General features: G+C 39.9%; 24 protein-coding genes. 13 read left to right on the top strand and 11 right to left on the bottom strand.

What is annotated here, in order from left to right; all coding sequences use genetic code 11:
• Positions 1-123 precede the first annotated feature (123 nt).
• From D0T66_RS05180 to D0T66_RS05155, 6 genes are all read right to left on the bottom strand, one after another.
• Positions 124-657: an ankyrin repeat domain-containing protein gene (locus tag D0T66_RS05180; protein WP_163356181.1), complete on the bottom strand. Its 534-nt coding sequence runs from the start codon at positions 655-657 to the stop codon at positions 124-126.
• A 94-nt stretch (positions 658-751) separates the two neighbouring features.
• Positions 752-1,132: an Imm44 family immunity protein gene (locus D0T66_RS05175; RefSeq protein ID WP_163356180.1), complete on the bottom strand. Its 381-nt coding sequence runs from the start codon at positions 1,130-1,132 to the stop codon at positions 752-754.
• Positions 1,133-1,372: 240 nt separating this feature from the next.
• Entirely contained in the window at positions 1,373-1,810 is a 438-nt protein-coding gene (locus D0T66_RS05170; RefSeq protein ID WP_163356179.1) for a hypothetical protein, read from the bottom strand.
• Between the two features lie 45 nt (positions 1,811-1,855).
• On the bottom strand, positions 1,856-2,785 hold the full coding sequence (locus tag D0T66_RS05165; protein ID WP_163356178.1) for a relaxase/mobilization nuclease domain-containing protein: 930 nt from the start codon (positions 2,783-2,785) through the stop codon (positions 1,856-1,858).
• Positions 2,751-3,146: a hypothetical protein gene (locus D0T66_RS05160; RefSeq protein ID WP_163356177.1), complete on the bottom strand. Its 396-nt coding sequence runs from the start codon at positions 3,144-3,146 to the stop codon at positions 2,751-2,753. Before D0T66_RS05160 ends, D0T66_RS05165 begins: the two co-directional genes overlap by 35 nt.
• Before the next feature lie 200 nt (positions 3,147-3,346).
• Positions 3,347-3,619 carry a DUF3408 domain-containing protein gene (locus tag D0T66_RS05155; protein ID WP_163356176.1) on the bottom strand — a complete coding sequence of 91 codons (273 nt, stop codon included), beginning with the start codon at positions 3,617-3,619 and terminating at the stop codon, positions 3,347-3,349.
• A 136-nt stretch (positions 3,620-3,755) separates the two neighbouring features.
• Between D0T66_RS05155 and istA the strand changes: the two genes are divergently transcribed.
• From istA to D0T66_RS05125, 6 genes are all read left to right on the top strand, one after another.
• Positions 3,756-5,357: an IS21 family transposase gene (gene istA, locus D0T66_RS05150; protein WP_255489711.1), complete on the top strand. Its 1,602-nt coding sequence runs from the start codon at positions 3,756-3,758 to the stop codon at positions 5,355-5,357.
• Between the two features lie 9 nt (positions 5,358-5,366).
• The gene (gene istB, locus D0T66_RS05145; protein WP_304487038.1) at positions 5,367-6,170 is read left to right on the top strand and encodes an IS21-like element helper ATPase IstB; all 804 of its coding nucleotides are present in this window, start codon (positions 5,367-5,369) and stop codon (positions 6,168-6,170) included.
• A 623-nt stretch (positions 6,171-6,793) separates the two neighbouring features.
• Positions 6,794-6,964, top strand: coding sequence for a hypothetical protein (locus D0T66_RS05140; protein WP_163356174.1), 171 nt, complete (start codon positions 6,794-6,796; stop codon positions 6,962-6,964).
• A gap of 86 nt (positions 6,965-7,050) precedes the next feature.
• Complete coding sequence (locus tag D0T66_RS05135) at positions 7,051-7,362, top strand: helix-turn-helix domain-containing protein (protein ID WP_163356173.1); 312 nt, start codon at positions 7,051-7,053, stop codon at positions 7,360-7,362.
• Positions 7,359-7,649 carry a DUF3876 domain-containing protein gene (locus D0T66_RS05130; RefSeq protein ID WP_163356172.1) on the top strand — a complete coding sequence of 97 codons (291 nt, stop codon included), beginning with the start codon at positions 7,359-7,361 and terminating at the stop codon, positions 7,647-7,649. Before D0T66_RS05135 ends, D0T66_RS05130 begins: the two co-directional genes overlap by 4 nt.
• A gap of 31 nt (positions 7,650-7,680) precedes the next feature.
• On the top strand, positions 7,681-7,977 hold the full coding sequence (locus tag D0T66_RS05125; RefSeq protein WP_163356171.1) for a helix-turn-helix domain-containing protein: 297 nt from the start codon (positions 7,681-7,683) through the stop codon (positions 7,975-7,977).
• A 177-nt stretch (positions 7,978-8,154) separates the two neighbouring features.
• Here D0T66_RS05125 and D0T66_RS05120 read toward each other — a convergent pair whose 3' ends face one another.
• The 5 genes from D0T66_RS05120 to D0T66_RS05100 all read right to left on the bottom strand — a co-directional run bounded on the left by D0T66_RS05120 (position 8,155) and on the right by D0T66_RS05100 (position 12,748).
• The gene (locus D0T66_RS05120; RefSeq protein ID WP_163356170.1) at positions 8,155-8,520 is read right to left on the bottom strand and encodes a hypothetical protein; all 366 of its coding nucleotides are present in this window, start codon (positions 8,518-8,520) and stop codon (positions 8,155-8,157) included.
• Between the two features lie 65 nt (positions 8,521-8,585).
• Positions 8,586-9,143: a DUF6707 family protein gene (locus tag D0T66_RS05115; RefSeq protein ID WP_163356169.1), complete on the bottom strand. Its 558-nt coding sequence runs from the start codon at positions 9,141-9,143 to the stop codon at positions 8,586-8,588.
• A 178-nt stretch (positions 9,144-9,321) separates the two neighbouring features.
• Complete coding sequence (locus D0T66_RS05110) at positions 9,322-10,017, bottom strand: Imm19 family immunity protein (protein WP_163356168.1); 696 nt, start codon at positions 10,015-10,017, stop codon at positions 9,322-9,324.
• A gap of 266 nt (positions 10,018-10,283) precedes the next feature.
• Positions 10,284-11,498: a site-specific integrase gene (locus tag D0T66_RS05105; RefSeq protein ID WP_163356167.1), complete on the bottom strand. Its 1,215-nt coding sequence runs from the start codon at positions 11,496-11,498 to the stop codon at positions 10,284-10,286.
• Positions 11,499-11,518: 20 nt separating this feature from the next.
• On the bottom strand, positions 11,519-12,748 hold the full coding sequence (locus tag D0T66_RS05100; RefSeq protein WP_163356166.1) for a site-specific integrase: 1,230 nt from the start codon (positions 12,746-12,748) through the stop codon (positions 11,519-11,521).
• Positions 12,749-13,064: 316 nt separating this feature from the next.
• On the opposite strand from D0T66_RS05100, the gene D0T66_RS05095 reads away from it, so the two are divergent.
• The 7 genes from D0T66_RS05095 (at position 13,065) to D0T66_RS05065 (ending at position 21,003) form a co-directional block, all read left to right on the top strand.
• Entirely contained in the window at positions 13,065-14,606 is a 1,542-nt protein-coding gene (locus D0T66_RS05095) for a hypothetical protein (RefSeq protein ID WP_163356165.1), read from the top strand.
• Positions 14,607-14,636: 30 nt separating this feature from the next.
• Positions 14,637-15,452, top strand: coding sequence for a 4-(cytidine 5'-diphospho)-2-C-methyl-D-erythritol kinase (gene ispE, locus D0T66_RS05090; protein WP_163356164.1), 816 nt, complete (start codon positions 14,637-14,639; stop codon positions 15,450-15,452).
• The gene (locus D0T66_RS05085; RefSeq protein ID WP_163356163.1) at positions 15,449-16,468 is read left to right on the top strand and encodes an acyltransferase; all 1,020 of its coding nucleotides are present in this window, start codon (positions 15,449-15,451) and stop codon (positions 16,466-16,468) included. The genes ispE and D0T66_RS05085 overlap by 4 nt, the downstream gene beginning before the upstream one ends.
• A gap of 2 nt (positions 16,469-16,470) precedes the next feature.
• The gene (locus D0T66_RS05080) at positions 16,471-17,481 is read left to right on the top strand and encodes an acyltransferase (RefSeq protein ID WP_163356162.1); all 1,011 of its coding nucleotides are present in this window, start codon (positions 16,471-16,473) and stop codon (positions 17,479-17,481) included.
• 69 nt (positions 17,482-17,550) lie between these two features.
• On the top strand, positions 17,551-18,507 hold the full coding sequence (gene metA, locus D0T66_RS05075) for a homoserine O-succinyltransferase (RefSeq protein WP_163356161.1): 957 nt from the start codon (positions 17,551-17,553) through the stop codon (positions 18,505-18,507).
• Between the two features lie 11 nt (positions 18,508-18,518).
• Positions 18,519-19,169, top strand: a complete 651-nt coding sequence (locus tag D0T66_RS05070) for a hypothetical protein (RefSeq protein WP_163356160.1) — start codon at positions 18,519-18,521, stop codon at positions 19,167-19,169.
• Between the two features lie 4 nt (positions 19,170-19,173).
• Positions 19,174-21,003 carry a U32 family peptidase gene (locus tag D0T66_RS05065; protein ID WP_163356159.1) on the top strand — a complete coding sequence of 610 codons (1,830 nt, stop codon included), beginning with the start codon at positions 19,174-19,176 and terminating at the stop codon, positions 21,001-21,003.
• Positions 21,004-21,012: the final 9 nt, after the last annotated feature.

Genomic DNA, 21,012 nt, shown 5'->3' with positions numbered 1-21,012 from the left:
TAACTATCCAAATTCCGTAAGGGTCGGTATTTAAAAACTCAAAATTCAGTTCAAAATTCCATTTGTCGCCTAATGAAAATTAAATCAAATGATTTATTACAGCTTTCACATTTTATTTCCATTTTATTTCCCATCAAAGTATTTTGCAACGTCTTTATTGGATATACTTTTTGCCAAATCAATAGCAGAAACTTCATAATTATTTTCTAAATAAACGTCCGCTCCGTTTTTGATAAGCATTTCAATAAAATATCCATCTCCATTGTATTTCATTACTGCTGTCCAAATTAGTGAGTTCCCATTTGCATCAACAGCGTCAATATTTGCTCCTTGATGTATCAAATATTTAGCAATGTCTTTTTCTTCTTGGATAATAGCTATATGAAGAGAAGTTCTTCCAAATTCGCCTTTCGATTGTTTTTTGTCAATATCCAATCCAGTATTAAGAATTTCAGGAATTACTATATTCCAGGCTAAAGCAAATGATTTCGTGTTGTTCAAATAATAATGTAGGATATTATTTCCAAATTTATCGGAATTATCAATCTCGTAATTATTCAGAAATACTCTTAGCTTTTCAACTGTATCGCAGTTCAAAAACTCGACTTTCATTTCATTGGTAAATGTTTCTGCTTCTATTATTTTTTTCTTTGCCATATATTTTTTGTCTTTTGCGCTCTGTTGTTAATTGCCACCAACGCATAAACCCACGCACCTTTGAGGGTTGTGCTGGCAGTTACGCTTGTGAGTATTACTTTTTACTGTCAAGCCAATTTGTTAATTGGGCGAAATCCTCTGCTGTTATTTTTTTATTGTTGTGCAAAACTACTATCGAATCCGTGACAGTCTTTTCTATCAACTCTTGTTTTTCGTGGTCGTTGGCTTTCTGAAATTCATCAAAGTCTATAATACACTCCGTTTCGGCACGTTTTTGTCTATTTATATAATTCACATGAATAGGTTCAACTGGCGTATCATCTCTAATGAAAATATGCACACTAAGCTCTTTTAAATTTATCGCAATATGCTTCTCCTCCAATAACTGTAAAAGTTCTTTGAGAACAATATTTCTATTAATTCTAAAGGCTTCATAAATTTCAGAATCTATATTTCCTCCAATATCAAACTTCATTCTTTCCGTTTTTCTGTTCCCGCCCCCAAAAATACTATTTATCTGTCAAACAGGCACTATATCCCATATAAAACTATGAAATACAGCCGATTTTACAGGATTTTATACTGCGTTTTTTGACGTTTGCAGAACCTTGATATACAGCCGATTTTGCAAAGTTAAGAGTTAGAGCCTGCAAAGTTAAACTTTGGAGGTCGCAACTCTTAATGTTACAACCTCCAACGCTTAGTGTTGCAATTATCAGGGCTTATTTTCGAGAATCAGCCTGTAAAATTCATCCAGTAAAAGCGCATAATCATTCTGCTGTTTCATGCAAAAGACTGTAAGGGTAAGCACCAGCAAAGCAAGTACAGCAATCACGACCAAAGTTTTCCGGAGCTTGAAAAACTTCAAATCAAAATGAGAGCCCTTGTCGCTTTTATCTTGTTCCGCATGAGATTCTACCCGTTTCTGAATACTTGCAACCCGCTTCAATCCCAGCAAAATGTTTTTATTTACGATGCTTATGTTTTTCTTATTCTCTTCAAAACAGGCATTATTAGCCTGCCTAAATGCGTGAATCGCTTCCGCAATTTCGCTAAAATCGGGTGCTTCATTCGTTTGTTTACTGCCTTTAAGCTGCTGGCTTATCTCAGAAAGCTTCTCCCAAAGAGCATCGTTTGATACTGAATTTGCCATATTTTTTTTGTTTTTTAAGTTGATAAAATCATTTCTGTTTCTCGTTTACGAGGGGCTTTGTCCCCTGCGTTTTTTCTTCTTAATAATCCGTCGTTGCGGTTGCCTGGGTTGTTCTTCCGCTTCATTCGGCTGAATATCAAACAAACCACCAACTACCGATAGTGCATCACCCACGCCCGACACAAGATTTTCCGTAACGCTGCTGCCTGTTTCTTTCGGAATAGCTATTTGTTGTTGCTCCTGAACAGGATTGTTTTCGCCAAAGTGTGTATTCAGTTTGCCATAGCTGAACTTCCTGTCTATATCCGAACCCTTGAATGAATGCTCTCCTTTCTTGAACGATACGCCCTGCACCTCATCGGTTTGCCCGTTGAGTTTATATTCTATGGATATGCCTTTCTGTTTGAGCGTATCTTCAAACTGTTGCCAGCTCTTGGCTTTAGGAAGTATGCTTTTTATCGTATGATAAATTTCATATTTGGTCTGCTCCGCTCCCTTTAGCTTTTCGACATTGACATTCTCTTTGCCACGTCCGTAAGTGAGGTTATACTTATCCTTTAGCTGTTTGCAGACCTTTTCGTTCCGGTAGCGGTCGTTCTTGTCGGATATGGTTTTACCATCGTTATCCACCCGGTTAAATACAATATGCAAATGCGGGTGGCTCGTATTATTGTGGCGAACGATAAGGTACTGTGTATTTTCTATACCCATTGCCTGCATATACTCTTTGGCTAACCGCTCCATAAATTGGTCTGTCATCCGCTCTTTATCATCGGGAGAGAACGAGAGCGGTATATGCCCGACACATTTCGATAGCTTGGGATTGAGCAAACTCTGCATATAAAAGCTGTTGATAATGGACTTCGTATCGGTTTCCAACACACCTTCACTTGCTAAAATCTTAGCTTCTTTATCGCTTAAAACATAGGAAATACAACCCTTAAAGCTTCTTCCTTTTACTATTTTTCCAATCATCCGACAGCTTGTTTATGATCGTTTGTATCTGATTGAATAAATTTTCAGCTTCGTTTTCGAGCCGTTTTGCGGTTAAAAACTTAGCTATTTTTGTGAGCTGATTGAGGTTATTTCCCATATTAGACAGACTCCGAAGCACTTCTAATTCTTCTTTCTTCAGCGGTTCTTTGATAACGCCGCTTAGAATCGCATCATGACAATAAACACTAACCGGAAGATTGGCTTTTGCTGCCCTGTGCCGTATGGCATAGAGTTCAGGCTCGGAGAAGCAAACCCCGATGGTTTTGCTCTTCCGGCTGACGGCATTCGCCTTGGGGCGACCGCCTTTCTTCCTGCTTGTATTTGAATTGTCTGTACTCAATTTCGATTCATTTTATAATCGACATTCCTAAAAACTGCGACCGGCGGGAGCGGTTTCCCCTTTGGCGAAAGCCAAAGCGAGGGTTTTCATGCAATGAAAACATAACCTCGCTCCGCTAAAGAAGAGCATGGAATGCTCCCTTTAGAAAAGTAAGCCGTAAAATGTCGGCAGGCTTATCCATTATGCGGATAGGTCTTCGGCTAAACAGACCTATCTTCTGCATCCTCATCCTGCCTCTTTTCTTTCAGCCATTCGAAAAATTCACGATCATCCTCTTTAAATGCATCGTTTAAAATATCCCTGTATGTTTCAATATGGCGGGAGATGATAGAGTCTGCCAATGAAGAAGTTGTCGTGTGATGTTTACTATTGAACAACCGGGCAATTTTTCTCAGGTTACGGTGTGTTTCGGGGCTGATATATACAGCAAACCGTCCTCTTATCCTGTATAATATAATTGAAAAGTAGTCCACTAAAATAATTGAAAAGTATACCACCAGTTAGGTAAAATCTAAGAGCGGTTATAATAAAGCTCTGTATTTTACTAACAACTATTAACATTATAAATTCCTTTGTGTATTAACCAACACAGAGGGTAAAATGATAACAATGGTGGAAAAACAAACAATTATCCATATGTACCGTACGGTTGGGTACAGTAAACGGGCTATAGCCAGAGAATTGGATATCAGCCGTAAAACCGTTCATAAGGTTATTGCCGAGTATGAATCAGCTTTGAACTGCTCTGATCCTGAGTCCTCTCTGGAATCGGTATTAACCACCCAATCACGTTATAACAGTTCGCGGCGGGGCCCCCGTGTTATTGTCGGTAGCCTGAAAGATTTAATAGACGACTGTTTAGAGAAGAACGCCCGTAAACGTGCTATGGGCTTGAAGAAGCAGTGTATGCGTGGTAAAGATATCTACGAACTGTTAATAGAGAAAGGCTTTCAGGTCAGCTATACGGGAGTTTGTAAATACATTGCCTCAGTTTCTACCCTCAGGAAAGAAGACAAAGCTCAGGAAGCTTTTATTCGCGGCTATTACCCGCCGGGAGAATCCTGTGAGTTTGACTGGGGCGAAGTCAAGCTTTACTTAAATGGCAAACTTCATCGTATCCAGATGGCAGTCTTTACCCTAAGCCATAGCAACGGACGTTATGCCTGGCTGTTCCATCATCAGGACCAGCTAGCCTTCATGGAATCACACCGTAATTTTTTCCGCCAGATAAAAGGTGTCCCCTACATTATGGTCTATGACAATATGCGTGTGGCTGTCAAGAAGTTTGCAGGAGAAGAGAAGAAACCCACCGATACCCTGCTGCGCATGAGTAACTTCTACCGCTACCATTACCGCTTCTGTAATGCCCGTTCCGGTTGGGAAAAGGGACATGTAGAGCGTTCTGTCGAATATGTCAGGCGTAAAGCTTTCAGCATCAATCTTCATTATACCTCTCTGGCAGATGCCCAAAACCACTTACTGAGCATATGTGAGAAGATCAACTCGCGCAGTGGGAGTCCTTCGACGATCAATAAAGTGGAGGAGCTGGCTGCAGATCTGGCTGCCTTAAGACCCTATACCAATGAGATGGGATGCTTCCAGATGGCAGACTACAAGGTGGACAAGTGGTCCACCATCTGTATGAACTGTTCCCACTACTCGGTTCCCGATACACTGGTGGGCAAGATGGTTACCGTTAAGATGTACTCCGAAAAGATTGTTATCCTTTTTGGTAATGATAAAGTTGCTGTACACGAACGGATTTACTCCAGAGAGAAAGGATGGTCTATCAAACTGGAGCATTATCTAAATACCTTGCTGCGTAAGCCGGGAGCACTAAACACTTCCCTGGCATTAAAGCAGATGCCGCAGCCGATACAGGCCTTGTTTAACAAGCATTTTACGGACAAAGCCAGAGATTTTGTCTTCCTTCTACAGTATGCCAGGGAGAATAACTTTAGTGATAACGATATAATAGAAGCATACGCTTCATTGAAGGCACGGGGGCTGAGAAGTATATCGGCAGACCAGATCAAGGCCATGATGTATGCCAATAACGAACCGCAAGGAATATCGAATGAACCCCTCTATCTGGATGACAGCCATAAAAATGGATCTGCTCTGATCGAAGAGGGAGCCATGAAGATACTGATGGATCTCTCACGCATCATGGACACAGAAAACAATATAAAAATCATTACCAAAAACTAATAATCAGTTATGAGACAGGAAGTATTTAATATAAACAGTATGCAAATGGAAAATCTGAACGAAAAAGAAAGAGTATTTAACTATGCCAAAGAGCTTAAGCTAACTGTAATGCGGGATGAGCTCGATGACTTTATTACCCGGGCAACTGATGAGAACTGGTCGTATCGGGCATTGATATGCCGGCTGTTAACCAAGGAAATGGACATGCGTATCGAGGCACGCCGCAAACAACGGATCAGGTTAGCTGGATTCCCCGAACTGAAGTATCTTCAGGAACTGGTAAGGGAAGAGCTACCTAAAGATGCACAAACAGCACTACCTGAGCTGGAAACCTTACAATTTATTAAGGAAGGACGTAATATCGTATTTTGCGGTAATCCCGGAACCGGTAAAACACATATGTCAATCGGACTGGGTATTAAAGCCTGTCTGGAGGGCTATACTGTCTTTTTTACTTCTGTTCCCAGGCTGCTTACGCAAATCAGGGAATGCAGGTCGCAAAAGAGTCTCAGACTGCTCGAATTACGCTTCCAGAACTATGATATGGTCATCTGTGATGAGTTTGGATATGTATCGTGTGACAAGGAAGGAGGAGAACTGCTCTTTAACCACCTATCGCTGAGAGCAGGAAAGAAATCGACAATCATTACTACAAACCTCGCTTTTGACAGGTGGGGAGAAATAGTAAAGGATAAAGTCTTGGTAGCTGCAATGGTAGACAGGCTCACTCATAAAGCATATCTTATAAACATGAATGGACAGTCTTACAGAGTTAAAGAAACTAAAAAAATGTTACAATCTAATGAGGAATAAATATCTTTAGCAAATCTCATCCGAGACACTTAGTGGTATACTTTTCAATTACTAAGTGGACTACTTTTCAATTATATTATACACCTCTTATCCGTTTCTCTGTGCAGTAGCTTTCAATATATTCCTCTATTGAAAGCTGTTTTTGTTTCTTTTTCGAACTCATTTTTTAGTTATTTTATGTATTAAATACTTATGCCTGTATCGAACTTAATATCTAATCCAATACCGGCACCATTAATTATTTCAAAATTGGTTTCAATACAGATTTTCATATCGCAATCAGTTGTTGCTTCCGTTTTTATTTCTGTAATGAACTTATTATTAAAGCCTGTTTTGAAATCAATTCTGGAACAAAGAAAGAATTAATGATTGATCTATAGTGCATTACTGATTCTGTTGCAGTTCCTCGCAACATTTTATACAGCCCACCTCTTTGTAACCGGTGCAGACTGCACCGATTTTCCAATTTGACAGTATTCTGCTGACAAAACATCCCGATTTCTGAATATAAACTATGCGGATTATAGAAAATTTGAAGACAATCCCGGACAGAAGTACGCACAAGCCTGCTGAGCCATTAGGGAGTGAATTTTTATGTTTTCCTTCGTGTTTAAAGCAAGAATTTGCAAGAAAAATTACAGGACTTCGAAGCCAAATGCTACCATATCGAAGCCAAACACTGCCACCTGATTCAGAATCCATTGAGAAGCGAACTATTCTGTTTTACTTCGTGGCGAGAAAGTGCAAGTAGCACCGTCCGAAGAGAAAGACGATATGCAAAATATAGCTGGTAACTGCAAACGGATTTATTCTTTGGTGTGAGTAAAGCAAGCGGCTTACTTTTGAAGCAAAATGAATAGAAATTTTAAAATATAGAGTTATGGATATTGTAAACATTGATGCGGAAACTTTTGAGAAAATGCTCTCGAAGTTTGAAAGCTTTGCAAGCCGGATGGAGTACCTCTGTCGATTGCATGGGAACAGTGATATGAAAGAATGGCTGGATAATCAGGACGTGTGCCGACTGCTGAATATTTCGAAGCGGACACTTCAAACGCTCCGGGATAACGGAACACTGGCATATACCCAAATCAGCCATAAAATCTACTATAAGCCCGAAGATGTACAGAAGATACTCCCGCTGATAGAAGAGAAACACAAGCAGGCTAAATACAGAGGGAAACGGCTATGAAAGAAGAACAACCATACAGCAACATTCTTTCTTCATGGCAGGGAGCTTGGATAAGTGTAAACGGCAACCCTGATATTTATATTCTTCGGGCGTATGACGGAAACTACTACCTGCTGGCATACAGCTATGATAAGGAATCGGGACGGGGAAGTTTCTCTTTGTACGATATAGACTTGGACGAAAGCGGCTATTTCGCTAATATAGGCATGAAGCCCTGCAAAATAACATCGGAAGAACATCCCTACGGCTTGTATATCGCCGGTTGGGGAAGCTATATGAAGGATTAGAATAATAAACCATAAAAGAAAGGAGCAAATTATGAGCAGCGAGTTAATCACGGAAAAGAACGAAAGGGTGAAATCATTTTTTCTTTCAATGGACAGGATTTCATCGGCTTTGGAGCGTATGTTTTCCTCCCGGAAGCCGACCCTCAACGGAGAGAGCTTTTACACGGACGAAGAATTGTCGGAGAAGCTAAAAATCAGCCGGAGAAGTTTGCAGGACTACCGCAACGAAGGGCGTATTCCATACATCAAACTGGGCGGGAAAATCCTCTACCGTTCTTCGGATATTGAGAAAATGCTGGAAGAGGGCTATCGGGCTAAGTTCAGGTAATGGCTAAACGAAAAGCCATTGCCCGCAAAAGTTATTCTCGGACTTTCGGTTATTCTCGTAAAGCTTCCGCCCCAAAAACGGCTGGGAAGCTATGAGCGGGAAATAACCGGAATGGGACGGGAGATAACTTTTGCGCTTTCCTACATTATGGAAAACTGGTTGGTGGCAGTTCGACGTTTATTTTTCTGCGTAGTTACTATATTTCGCATACCAACCATCTTCCGAGTATGCTTCTCCGTGTAATCCGTCGCTAATTTTTGCAATATTCTTCTTATTTACTATAATTTGAATTTCATTATCAGAGTCTGCTTCCTCTTGCACTGCGAACAAAAAATCATGTATCGCTCTGTCAATAGACTTTATAGTAACTTCCAGCACGATATTTTTCTGCTCTTCAGTAAATTCACTAAGTTTTCCTTGTATGCTTTGTAAACTTGGTGTTTTCCAATGATTTTTCAGCAGAAGTTCTGCAAATTCAACTCCAGTATCTCTCAAATTTTCAACTAAGAATTCTCCAAACTTATCTAATTCATTTGTTTTCATAATCTTAACATGTTTCATTCTATTTTTCGTTGCTTGCCATTAACATCCGGCGGCTTGCTGTAGTTTCAACTATTTTTTAAATTTACTCTCAAAGATTCTATTTCTTTTTGCAAAAAATCACATGAATATTTTGGACTTTTTCCTAAGGCTTTAATTAAGACATAATCACTTAGCAAAATAGTTTTCCATTCATTTATATTCTTTTCGTTGCCTTCTTTAAGACTTTCTTCTACTTCCCTCAAGTGCAACAATTCTCCATTTAAAATACTGTCTTTTGCTTTTTTGTCATCATTGTAATTTTCGGAAATTTTATTGTAAGCAGTTGTCGATATTACCGTGTTTTCTGTTTCGAGAGTTATCAACGCCAACATAGATTCAATCCATGTCCAAAGGTTATAGTTTCCATTGAAATTCAATTTGACAATAACCGAAGCAAGGTCTTCAAAGTGCTTTTTAGAGTTGTTTATGAACAATAAATACAGAATGTTTTGTAGTTTTTCCAAGTCACTGCTCGATTTTAAACTTATTTTTTTCAATAATTTATTGCTGATATTCGTAACTTTTCTATTCTGTGTTTTATCTGCTGAAATATTCTCTAATGTTTTGTGAATTTCTTCTTCCATGTGTATTTCTTTTTTCATTCGTATCACTTCGCTTAGCTGGCACCCAACGTTTCGGCGGCTTGCTGTAGTGCGGGGATTCACAAATGTTCGCGCGGGCGCGAACGCTGGAAAGTCCGACAGGACTTTCTGCGGGCAAACACCCCGCATTACAGCAAACCGCTTGTTACAGGCAGTTTTATTAATTATTGCTGTTTTCGACAAAAGATTTAAGAGCCTCATTAAGTTCAATCACATCTTCTTTGTAATGAGGATATTTCGTGATATTTCTCACACTATGGTTTGTATTACATACAATTCCTATATTTGATTCGTTATAAAATGGCTCTTCAATTATTAATCCATTCACAATACATTTTGCAATATAATCTGCGTGTTCTGCAAACATAGATATTTGTTTCAAGTTTTCACTAACCAAAGATTCAGCATATTCTCTTTCACTTTCTTCAATTCCTGTCATTGGAAGTAATAACATGAACAATTTTTCATATTTGTTAAAAGCAATAAGTTCTTTGAATGTTAAAAACCATGCTTCAAAATGCCCACCTAAATTTCCAACATATATGGTATTAATATAAAAAGTTATCTCAGATAAATGAAATTCTATTGCGAAACTCATATTTTCTGTCAGTTTTCCTGCGATTGTTCTGGGGCTTTCAAAAAGACCGTCTTTGTCAGCTTTTTCTTTTGGAAAATTGTCCTTGTACCAACTTTTGAAATCAGGAGTATGTTTTTTAATATCTACAACTTCTCGAATTGCATCGTCCAAATTCAATTCTTTCTTATCATCAAAACCCCTAAACCCAAAAATGTAGTAATACCAAAAATTCAGATTACTATATTCAATGTCTTTTTTTGTCAATAATTGATTGTTCATATCTTTTCTTTTTTGTTCATGTTTCGCACTTCGCGAAATTGCCTGTAACTCATTTATCTATGTAACTCCGTTACACCTATCATACTATTTTATACCTCGCTCCAAAAATACTATTTATCTGTCAAACTGGCACTATATCCCATATAAAACTATGAAATACAGTCAATTTTGCAAAGTTAAGAGTTAGAGCCTGCAAAGTTAAACTTTAGAGGTCGTAACTCTTAACTTTATAATCTGTAACGCTTAATATTTGAATTTGGGTATCCTTATCCGGTTTTATTTGCGTTATTCTGCATTGTTTTTCTTCTTTCGATCAGCTTGTCCATGTCTTCGGATATTTTCTGCTCCGTGATTTGGGCGTAGACCTGTGTCGTGTTGATATTCGCATGCCCCATCATTTTGGCAATGCTTTCAATGGAAAGTCCTGCCGAAATCGCTAATGTCCCGAATCCGTGACGGGCGTGATGGTAGGAGAGATCTTCTTTTAATCCCATTAATACTCCAATCTGGTTTATATCATACCAAATTCTGTCACGGACAGGCAGAGGAAATACAGGTTGGTTGTCATCGGTCGTATTATAAAGCATAAGTATCTGCTGGGCTATCGGGTGCAGGGGAATAAATGCTTCCACGTTTGTTTTAACACGTTGCTTGCGGATATAGAGCCTGCCTTCTGCCGTTTTGCCGATATGCTGCGGATACAGGCGGTGCATATCCACATAGGCAAGACCTGTCAGGCTCGAAAAGATAAAAGCCCTGCGGATTAGTTCCAAGCGTGCATCAGGCATCGGGGTTTCCATCAGCCGCTTCAAATCGTCTTTGCTTATATGCTTGTGCTTGGGTGGCTCTTTCTTCTCATACCTTACATCTTCAAGCGGATTGCATCTTAATATCTCCTGGTCAATGGCAATATATATCAATCTGTTGAGCCATGTGATACACTTATTGATATAGCCCGCTCTGCGTTCTCCTACGGTTTTCAAATATACCTTGAACGATTCGCCGAACTCCTCGGTAATATCCGAAAAGTCTATATCTTCCATACCCCTTGAAAAAAGAAACTCCTGCAGGTTCCGCTGTGATATTCCCGATTGACGGTAGCTTGTTCTGGAATTTATCTCAATAGAACGAAGCCTGAGCCGTTCGCGTTCCACTTCGCCAGCCTGTAATAGCATAGTTGGAGTGGAGTTTACACCAACCATCGTATTTTTAAGTAGCTCACTACTTACTACACCCGTTTCTTTGAGGATGTGCTCGTAGGTGTGCTCTACACGGCTGCGAAACTCTATAAGACGGTTATTCTCCCTTTCTGTTTTGATTATGCCTTTCTTGGCGTTCCAATCGCTGGGTTGGCAATAGATACCTGTTGTAAGAACTGCTTGCTTTCCGTCTATACTGATTCGACATAAAACGGCTGTCGTGCCATCCGCTTTTACTTTGTTACGATTGATATAGAATAATTGTCTGAATGTACTTCTCATTGTGATACGGTGTTAATGGGTTATAGAACTAATTTCAGATCGCTGGTTGCCTCTATGAACTTATCCATATCATCGAACAGTTTTTTCGGGGTAACACGAGCGTAGACTTGTGTTGTCCGGATATTGCTGTGCCCGAGCATCCGGCTAATGGTTTCTATGGGTACTCCTTCCTCGAGGGTAACCAACGAAGCAAACGAGTGTCTCCCTGAATGATAGGAGATTGGCTGTTTTATATCCGCCATAATTCGTAAGCCCCGCATATTAAGTTGTACTACTTCCGCTGATTGTATCGGGAACAGACTCTCCCTGTTTTCATCCTTGTATTTATCCAATATAGCTATCGCTTCGGGCAACAATTTGACACGGGCTTGAAAATCGGTTTTCTTTCTCCGGTATTTGAGCCAAAGGCTTCCCTCTTCATCCGTATAAAGGTTTTCACCCGTAATACGGACTACATCGGCATAAGAAGTACCGGTATAGCAGGCAAAGAGAAATAAATCTCTTGTGAGCCTGTGGGAACGGCGGTTTTCGGGAATCTCAAAATCACGGATCTTTTCAAAACTCTCCCTGCTTAGTGCCTTCGGAGTGGTTTCTTTCTGTTTGGGTAGTTTGTAATAGGCGAAATGAAGCTTTTCTGAATAACCCTCTTTGAAGGCTATCTTACACATTTTTTTCAGGATTGCCAGAAAATGGCGTACACCATCCATTGCGTATCCCAGTTCGAGTGAAATAAAATCCTGATACTCCCGGATGAACTGTTCGTTCAACTGACCAAAAGCGACATCTTTAGTCTTGAATTTCTTTTTAATGAACTTGCTTAATGTACGATGAGTGTATTTATATGATCCAAGCGTGGTTGGGGCAACGTCTATTCCGATACGGGCTCGGAGTCCATCCATATAGCTATCAAGGAGAGCAAGCAAGGTTGTTTGGGAGTTCATACTTCCCTGAAACAAAACCTTTACCGACTCCGCATCAAAAGGCTTTTTGCGTTCTATAAGACTGTCGAACGCCGAATGAACTGCTAACAACAATTTTTCGATTTTCTGATTAGTTTCAACCGCTTCACGGCTTTTGCCGTCTAACCGGCTTTCACGAGGATTCCACAAATCGGAAGTACAGGATAATTTACAACTGAATTGGGAAATGGAATTGTTTACGGTCACCCGACACATGATCGGGGCTTTACCCGACTTGTCTAAACTGCTTTTTTTGAGGTAAAGCAAAACCTTGAATTTTTCTACTTTCATACGCTTATATTTTTGTGGGCTTTGCCGTAGGCAAAGTTACTAGTTATATAAGCGTTCTTTGTTGTGCAAAATACTGTGAATTAATACATAAGAAACCGATTAAACTGCTTCGTATTACAGTCTGTTACCTGTTCCTGTTTCGGTAACTACCCGGCTAACGGTTTGGTAACTGAAATACTGCAATAATTCGCAATAGCCTGCTTCGTACAAAATAGCAAATCACTTCATTCTAAACCAATTAAGTCCAATTTGCGCTAATCCGTTTGGGCTTGCTTTGGGGGAGATTACGCACGACACGCAGCACACGGTTAAGACTATGAAAGCACAAATATTTATACTCCTCTTTTGCATCACTCCTTTAAGCCTTTTTTCTCAAGCAGCAAAGAAGGATTATTATCAGTTGGGACGTTATCGGCTCTATCCCGAACAAAGGTATGTTATGACAGAACGGGCTGCCGGAGGGACAAATTACGACGATGAAGGGAATGCCTATCATTGGGACGGCACTATAACAGCCGTAGACCCTTTAATCGATTATGATAAAACGACTCTCTACTTTATCGGGAACAATATTATATTCGAGGAGTATCTGAATCCGAGAGTAGATATGAGTTCGCTAAAAATATTCAAAACCGGCTTCGACAGATATTACAATATTGTCTGTGCCGATAAAAAGTATATCTATTACGATATATTTAAAAATGAAGATGGCGAAGATGAAGACAAAAATGAAAATATAGACAAAGACAATCGGGTTTCGGGTAAAAAGTATCTGGGTAGCCGTGTCTATAAAGGTAAAAATGGACAGCTTTATTATTTCGACCTTCAAAACGGATATCTGGAAAGATTAGCGGCTGATTCTCCACTCGATTTGTCGACGCTGAAATTTGCCTGTAATCGCTTCTTCTACGACAAAAATGGGTTTTATCAATTGGGAGATGATTATTCCAACGATGAGGATTATAACAGCTATATCCACCCTAAACTATTAGATAGTTCCGGCGGAAATATGATTATGCCGGTTATCCGCAACGAATATATTATTTACGGCACAAGCGTCTATGCAAAAAGCGATTATACAAAGCAACTAAACCTGTCGCCCGACAAAATAAGATGCTTCGATATATATTACGACAAAACCTTGCTAACAGACGGAACAGCCTCTTATTACCGAAATGAAGAAATCCAACAAGAAGAATTTAAGCAGACTAAAAATTGGGTACAGGTTGGTGCATATGGTAGTTTTATACTCATTCTGGATGATGAAACCAAAACAATCCATTTTCCGAGCAAAAAGAAAAGCTATAACTTTCAGAAACAGTCCAATGCCTGTCTGATTTGGGACAATGAAAAGTATCTATTGATAGATACAAAAAATGGATTGAATCCTACCGCATGGAAAATAACCCGATACGAGGATGTGCAGATTTTCAATTTCGAAACGAAAGAATACGAATCGTTAGACATCAACCGATACCGCTTTGTAGGCGAAGAGCTATATGTGTACAAAGGTATATTGTATAGCAACAATTGCAGTCCTGTGGTCGAAAGAGATGAAATAGACGTCGACAGACTCGTACCGTTCTATTACGAAGGCAAAAAGACGGAATATTATACCGATGGAAAAGTATTGCTATATCATGGAAACAGAACAGGTTACAAATCGACAGGTAATGAATATTCAGAGATTCACTATGAAAACCGCATTGTCAAAAACGTCGATTTCAGCACACTAAAAGCTATCAGTCAGGACATTATGATAGACAAGGACCATATTTACAATGGTTCGTACGAGGGCGTTGAGGTAATCCCGATAAAAAAGCTCGGGCTGAGAATTGTGATGTATACCGAAGATTGATTAGCTTTGTAGCACAGAAAAATAAAAAGTATGATTTGCTTCCCGAACGCAAAGATTAATTTAGGATTGAATATCGTTTCGAAACGTGCCGATGGTTATCACAACCTCGAAACTATCTTCTACCCTATTCCCATAAAGGATGCTTTGGAGATTTTGCCGAAAGAAGACCTGACCGAAGATATTTTCGTCGAAGCAGGAATCAAAGTCGATGCTTCGCCCGAAAACAATTTAGTGATGAAGGCTTTGCGGCTGATGCGGACGAAATATAATTTCCCGTATCTGGAAGTGCATCTCTTGAAAAAGATACCTTTCGGTGCAGGCTTGGGAGGAGGTTCGGCTGATGCATCTTTTATGCTTCGGCTCATCAACGATTCTTTCGATTTAGGTGCCACCAAAGAAGAATTGGCTGCACTGGCAGTACAGCTGGGAGCCGATTGCCCGTTTTTCATCTATAATCAGCCTGTATTTGCATCGGGTATCGGTGAAGTCTTCAAAGAAGTTAACATTTCATTGAAAGGCTATTATTTTATCCTCGTCAAGCCGGATATACATATCCCGACTAAAGACGCCTTTGCGCAAATAGTACCAACCAAGCCAACGGTCTCACTAACGGAGATAATCAAAATGCCTATCACAGAATGGAAAGGCTTGATGGTTAATGACTTCGAGAAAAGCATATTCCCCCAATATCCAGCGATAGCAACCATCAAAGAGACACTATACGAAAACGGCGCCTTATATGCTTCCATGTCGGGTTCAGGCTCTTCTGTGTTTGGCATATTCAAGGAAGAAGTGCATTTACAGCAACTTTTCGGCAATCATTTCTACTGGGAAGGATTTTTATGAACAGCGAAAGAATAAATCCATATACTATCTTATCGACCTATCGCCTGCCATTGATGGGGATAGCCGCTCTTTGGGTGATGTTGTTCCATTCGTCCAATTACCTGTATTATAACCTATTGGGAGCAATAGCACATACCGGATATGCGGGTGTCGATATTTTCCTCTTTCTCTCTGGATATGGATTGTACTATTCCTCGCTAAAAAAGCAAACAACCCTGCAATTCTATAAGAAACGATTTATCAGGATATTCCCTCCTTTTATACTCATTATCTTATTGAATTTCCTGCTCAAAGGCGGAGATGTATGGACTTTCGCCATGCAGGCGTCTACTATCGGCTTCTGGATAAACCAACCCAGTTTCGGGTGGTACGTATCAGCCATCGTAGTCTTATACTTATGCTTCCCTTGGTATATCCGGTTATTCCGAAAGTCACCTAATGTAGCAACGATAACAACCGTTCTCATAGCTATAGGCTTTGTAGTTGCGACCTGGATATTCGATTACAATATAGGCATCAAATATGATTTCTTTTCGCGCATTCCCATATTTGCGATAGGTATCTGGGTAGGCTATCTGTCCAAACAGGATATAGCAGATAAAGCCACCCGTATCCCCCCTGCGCTATTTTATCTGTTAAGCATCTTGGGTATCGGGCTGTTAGCCTGCAGTATGAATTTCTATTCCCATTTTCGTTGGATAGGAGGAGACATGCTGCTGTTCTTCCTTATTGTTCCGGGGGTGTGCCTGTTCTTATGCAACATCTTTGCTTTCGTAGAAAAGAGAAAAGCCTTCATTGCATCGCTCATCCTTAAACCGATGACATTCATAGGAACGATGAGCTTAGAGCTATATCTCGTCCACGAACAGGTATTCTATCCATACATCGTTTATTCGCCGGACATACATCTGAACAAATGGATTAAATTCTTTATCTTATCCATTATCAGTGTTGTTGTGGCATACCTCATACACAAAGTTATCACACTACTTCTAAAAAAGATAAACTACGCATAATTATGGTCTCTACTTCTACTTCAAATTGTTTCGGGCTATTATCTAAGTACAGGACAGAATTAATGGGAATCAGCGTTATCTGGATAATGCTATTTCACGGGACATTTCATGTTGATATTAATTTTTTTCCTGTTAAGATTGGTTTTGCCGGAGTCGATATATTCTTTATGTTATCAGGGTTTGGTCTGTATTTCGCTTCATTGAAGAAACCGTCTCTACTTAAATTCTATAAAAGTCGGTTTATCAGGATATTTCCGGTCTATGCAGTAGTTATACTACTTTATTTTGCGCTGAAGGGTACGTTTGATATAAAAGAATATTTATTGATTTTGTCTACTGTTGGCTTCTGGACCGGAGAAGTTTCATTCGAATGGTTCGTTCCCAGTATCGTTGTTTTCTATCTGGGGTTTCCACTATATATAAAGATATTCCGTAAATATCCCAACATATTGACTATTCTCGCTATATTAGGACCATTAGCCTTCATCATTATGACTGTATTAATGGACATAAACCTCGGGTTAAAAGTTTTATTCTTCACCCGCATCCCTATATTTTTTGTTGGAGTCTGGCTTGCCAAGCAATCACAAAACACCACAACTCCATTATACTCAAAACCCCAATTTCGTATTGCTTTATACATTCTCTCTCTCATAGGGTTTGCTGTTCTATATTATATACACACCTATGTCAACGCCTACTGGTTATGGAAGGGCTTATATTGGTTACCTATCCTTTTAATTGCTCCGGGCTTGTCTATATGCTTATGCCAGCTCTTAGACAAAATATCATCGATACGTTTGTCACATATCTTGGTCTTTTTTGGTAGTATATCATTAGAATTATACCTCCTTCACGAAAGGATCTTTTATCCCTATATCAAACCTTGGACAGAGAAGCTGGGCATAAGCGAATACCTTGTTCTATTGATGGCAGGCATATTAAGTATCATCTGCGCTTACCTGTTGCACAAATCCATGAACTTTATATTAGGCAAGCTGAAACTACTTTAGCTTCTTCTACCATAATCTATCAGCCGAAAATTTAGTACCTTTGTATCAGCAACTAAAATCGAGCAAGGAATGCCAGTAAACATACCCAATAATCTTCCGGCTATTGAGATTCTGAAGAAGGAAAATATCTTCGTCATGAATCAGCTTCGTGCCAGCACCCAGGATATACGTCCGCTGCATGTTTTGGTACTAAACCTGATGCCGATAAAAATCACGACCGAAACAGACCTTATCCGTCTGCTATCGAACAATCCGCTACAGGTTGAAATTGATTTTCTGCGCTTGGAAACGCATACTTCCAAAAATACTCCCGAGGAGCATATGATGACGTTCTACAAGAGTTTCAGCGAAGTGAAAGAAGATTATTACGACGGCATGATTATTACAGGCGCACCTGTCGAACAATTTGCGTTCGAGGAAGTTACCTATTGGAATGAGGTATCGGCCATTTTCGATTGGGCGCGTATGCATGTCACCTCTACACTCTATATCTGTTGGGCTGCACAAGCCGCTTTGTACCATTTCTATGGAGTCAATAAAGAAGAATTACCCGAAAAGATGTTCGGTGTATTCAGGCATAAGATATACGACAATAAGTTTCCGCTATTCCGTGGATTCGACGACGAGTTCAATATTCCGCACAGCAGGCACACAGCCGTATCACGAAAAGATATTGCCAATTGTCCGGCACTCAAAGTACTTGCCGAGTCGGACGAATCGGGAGTAGGTATTATCTGTTCGCGGGGAGGACGTGAGTTTTACCTGACAGGGCACTCCGAGTATTCGCCTAATACGCTACATACCGAGTATATGCGTGATAAGGAGAAAGGCTTGCCGATAAAATTGCCGCGCAATTATTACCGCGACGACAACCCCGAAAATCCGCCTTTGGTGACTTGGAAAGGGCATGCCAACCTCCTGTTCAACAATTGGTTGAATTACTTCCTTTATCAGGAAACGCCTTTCGATAAAACAAAAATCAGCGAATTAGGAGAGATTGAACAATTAATGGATGACAATATCTAATATACACAAGAATGAGCCGTGACAATTGGTATAGGAATACAATATGGAATGAAGATATTGAACATAATTTCGAAGAGCGTTTAAAACGTTCCAGAGGTTCATTCTATAAGGCTCAATATATCAGAATACAAGCGACCTATTTATTAAGAACTGAATCGCAAGAATATCAAACTCTTGGGATAGAATTATTAAAAAGAACCATTTCCGAATATCCAAATGAAATTTTAGAAGTCACTTGTGCTTTAGAACAAATAGGTGACTACTATATGAAAAAGAAAGAATTGGATGAAGCGAAATATTATTTTGAATTAATTAACAAGTATAAGAATTATAAACAAAATGCAGATAATCTGTCTAATTTAAAGTTGATTGAGATTGTTCTAAGGAAAAACGAAATCAGTAAATTTTCTATTGTTTATGAACAAATAGAGAATATAAATATTGAAGACTTAATTTTCAATAGTGATAAGTTCTATTTTACATATTTAGCAGCTTGTTTATCTCATAAAATGGGAAAATTAGAGGTTGCAAAGAAATATGCATCTCTATCACAAAAATTATTGGAAAATAATAATCCTCAATTCAAAAAGCATCCAAATGTAGGTATTATCAAACCAACGAATAATCAATTAAAAGAATTAGAAAGTATATTAAATTCCTGATAGCTTGCTTAAAACTCGGAAAATAGAATTACTGGCTCCGGCTAAGAATGCTGAAATAGGCATCGAAGCGATAAAGCACGGAGCAGATGCGGTGTATATCGGTGCGCCGTTATTCAGTGCACGTGCGGCCGCCGGAAATACCATCGAGGATATTAAACGCCTATGCGAATATGCGCACCTGTTCGATGCCAAGGTATATGTTGCCCTCAATACGATTCTGAATGATAAGGAACTTATCCAAGCAGAAAAACTCATCTGGGATTTGTATAATATTGCCAGAGTAGACGCACTTATCATACAGGATATGGGCATCCTGCAACTCGACCTCCCTCCTATCCCGCTCCATGCCAGCACGCAGACAGACAACCGCACTGCCGAAAAGGTAAAGTTTTTCGAAAATGCCGGATTCAGCCAGATAGTTTTGGCGCGTGAACTGACAATAGATGAGATAAGCCAGATAGCTACCCAAGTAAAAACGCCCCTCGAAGTCTTTGTACATGGGGCGTTGTGTGTTTGCTACAGCGGGCAATGCTATCTGAGTCAGGCGCTTGCCGGACGAAGCGCTAATAAAGGGGCTTGTGCCCAATATTGCCGCCTGCCTTATACATTGACAGATGCCGGCGGCGAAGAAATTCTATCCAAGAAGCATTTATTATCGATGAAGGATTTGAATCTCTCGGACAGTCTCGAAGAGTTGATAGATGCGGGTGTAACCTCCCTCAAAATAGAAGGACGATTAAAGGATGCTGACTATGTAAAAAATGCAGTTGCCTATTATCGTAAGAAATTAGACGCTATATTCAGAAAACGCCCCGAATATACTCGCTCGTCATCGGGATATTCGACTTATACCTTCGAACCGAATCCCGAAAAAAGCTTTAATCGCGGATTCACCGATTATTTCGCTCACGATCGCAAAAAACACATCTGGTCTATCGATTCGCCCAAATCGGTAGGCGAACCCATCGGAAAAGTGGCGGAAGTGACTACGCGCTTTTTCACCATCCATACGGATAAGAAGCTGAACAACAGCGACGGGCTTTGCTTCTTCAACCACAAAAACGAGTTGGAAGGCATCCATATCAACCGCGAGGAGAACGGCAAACTTTTCCCGCTGAATATGCCTTTGTTGAAAAAGGGTACTTTCATCTATCGCAACTACGACCACGAGTTCAACAAGTTACTGGCTAAAGAATCGGCTACGAGGAAGTTAGCAGTTACAATTGATGTGCACGAAGTTGCATCGGGCTTTTCATTGCAAATAACGGACGAGAATGACAACTACGTAATCCTCCCTTTCGACCACCCGAAAGAGCCCGCACAGAAAGACCAACGCCAGAATATCCGAAATAACCTGAGCAAAACAGGTAATACAATCTTTGAGGTCAAAGATGTGAATATCCATTTCGACAAGAATTGGTTTATTCCCGCATCCGTCGTCTCCGAATGGAGGAGGCAATTGACCGACAAGCTCCTATCCTTACGGAAGATACGCTATCAGCAGGAAAGAAAGCTGATGACGCCGACTTATCATCCTTTCCCACAAAAGGAAATTACCTATCTGGGCAATGTGATGAATGAGAAAAGCCGCGAGTTCTATCTGCAACACGAAGCACATGTCCTGCAGCCGGCTTTTGAAAAGGAATCGCAGAGGGATGTTCCTTTAATGTTCACCCGTCACTGCATCAAATACAGCATGGGTTGGTGTCCGAAAAACCAGCAAACGAAATCCCCTTACAAAGAGCCTTTCTATCTCACCTATAATAATACACGCCTGCGATTGGATTTCGATTGTAAGAGTTGCGAGATGAAAGTTTTCCACGAAAATGACTAAATAAGCTGC

Source organism: Dysgonomonas sp. 25 (assembly GCF_010501075.1).
GTDB lineage: Bacteria > Bacteroidota > Bacteroidia > Bacteroidales > Dysgonomonadaceae > Dysgonomonas.
This window is presented reverse-complemented; position numbering and strand designations above follow the sequence as displayed.

What these genes read in the sequence shown, in the direction of transcription:
- D0T66_RS05180 (WP_163356181.1), bottom strand. Translation starts at nt 657, where the DNA reads ATGGCAAAGAAAAAAATAATAGAAGCAGAAACATTTACCAATGAAATG.
- D0T66_RS05175 (WP_163356180.1), bottom strand. Translation starts at nt 1,132, where the DNA reads ATGAAGTTTGATATTGGAGGAAATATAGATTCTGAAATTTATGAAGCC.
- D0T66_RS05170 (WP_163356179.1), bottom strand. Translation starts at nt 1,810, where the DNA reads ATGGCAAATTCAGTATCAAACGATGCTCTTTGGGAGAAGCTTTCTGAG.
- D0T66_RS05165 (WP_163356178.1), bottom strand. Translation starts at nt 2,785, where the DNA reads ATGATTGGAAAAATAGTAAAAGGAAGAAGCTTTAAGGGTTGTATTTCC.
- istA (WP_255489711.1), top strand. Translation starts at nt 3,756, where the DNA reads ATGGTGGAAAAACAAACAATTATCCATATGTACCGTACGGTTGGGTAC.
- istB (WP_304487038.1), top strand. Translation starts at nt 5,367, where the DNA reads ATGAGACAGGAAGTATTTAATATAAACAGTATGCAAATGGAAAATCTG.
- D0T66_RS05135 (WP_163356173.1), top strand. Translation starts at nt 7,051, where the DNA reads ATGGATATTGTAAACATTGATGCGGAAACTTTTGAGAAAATGCTCTCG.
- D0T66_RS05130 (WP_163356172.1), top strand. Translation starts at nt 7,359, where the DNA reads ATGAAAGAAGAACAACCATACAGCAACATTCTTTCTTCATGGCAGGGA.
- D0T66_RS05125 (WP_163356171.1), top strand. Translation starts at nt 7,681, where the DNA reads ATGAGCAGCGAGTTAATCACGGAAAAGAACGAAAGGGTGAAATCATTT.
- D0T66_RS05120 (WP_163356170.1), bottom strand. Translation starts at nt 8,520, where the DNA reads ATGAAAACAAATGAATTAGATAAGTTTGGAGAATTCTTAGTTGAAAAT.
- D0T66_RS05115 (WP_163356169.1), bottom strand. Translation starts at nt 9,143, where the DNA reads ATGGAAGAAGAAATTCACAAAACATTAGAGAATATTTCAGCAGATAAA.
- D0T66_RS05110 (WP_163356168.1), bottom strand. Translation starts at nt 10,017, where the DNA reads ATGAACAATCAATTATTGACAAAAAAAGACATTGAATATAGTAATCTG.
- D0T66_RS05105 (WP_163356167.1), bottom strand. Translation starts at nt 11,498, where the DNA reads ATGAGAAGTACATTCAGACAATTATTCTATATCAATCGTAACAAAGTA.
- D0T66_RS05100 (WP_163356166.1), bottom strand. Translation starts at nt 12,748, where the DNA reads ATGAAAGTAGAAAAATTCAAGGTTTTGCTTTACCTCAAAAAAAGCAGT.
- D0T66_RS05095 (WP_163356165.1), top strand. Translation starts at nt 13,065, where the DNA reads ATGAAAGCACAAATATTTATACTCCTCTTTTGCATCACTCCTTTAAGC.
- ispE (WP_163356164.1), top strand. Translation starts at nt 14,637, where the DNA reads ATGATTTGCTTCCCGAACGCAAAGATTAATTTAGGATTGAATATCGTT.
- D0T66_RS05085 (WP_163356163.1), top strand. Translation starts at nt 15,449, where the DNA reads ATGAACAGCGAAAGAATAAATCCATATACTATCTTATCGACCTATCGC.
- D0T66_RS05080 (WP_163356162.1), top strand. Translation starts at nt 16,471, where the DNA reads ATGGTCTCTACTTCTACTTCAAATTGTTTCGGGCTATTATCTAAGTAC.
- metA (WP_163356161.1), top strand. Translation starts at nt 17,551, where the DNA reads ATGCCAGTAAACATACCCAATAATCTTCCGGCTATTGAGATTCTGAAG.
- D0T66_RS05070 (WP_163356160.1), top strand. Translation starts at nt 18,519, where the DNA reads ATGAGCCGTGACAATTGGTATAGGAATACAATATGGAATGAAGATATT.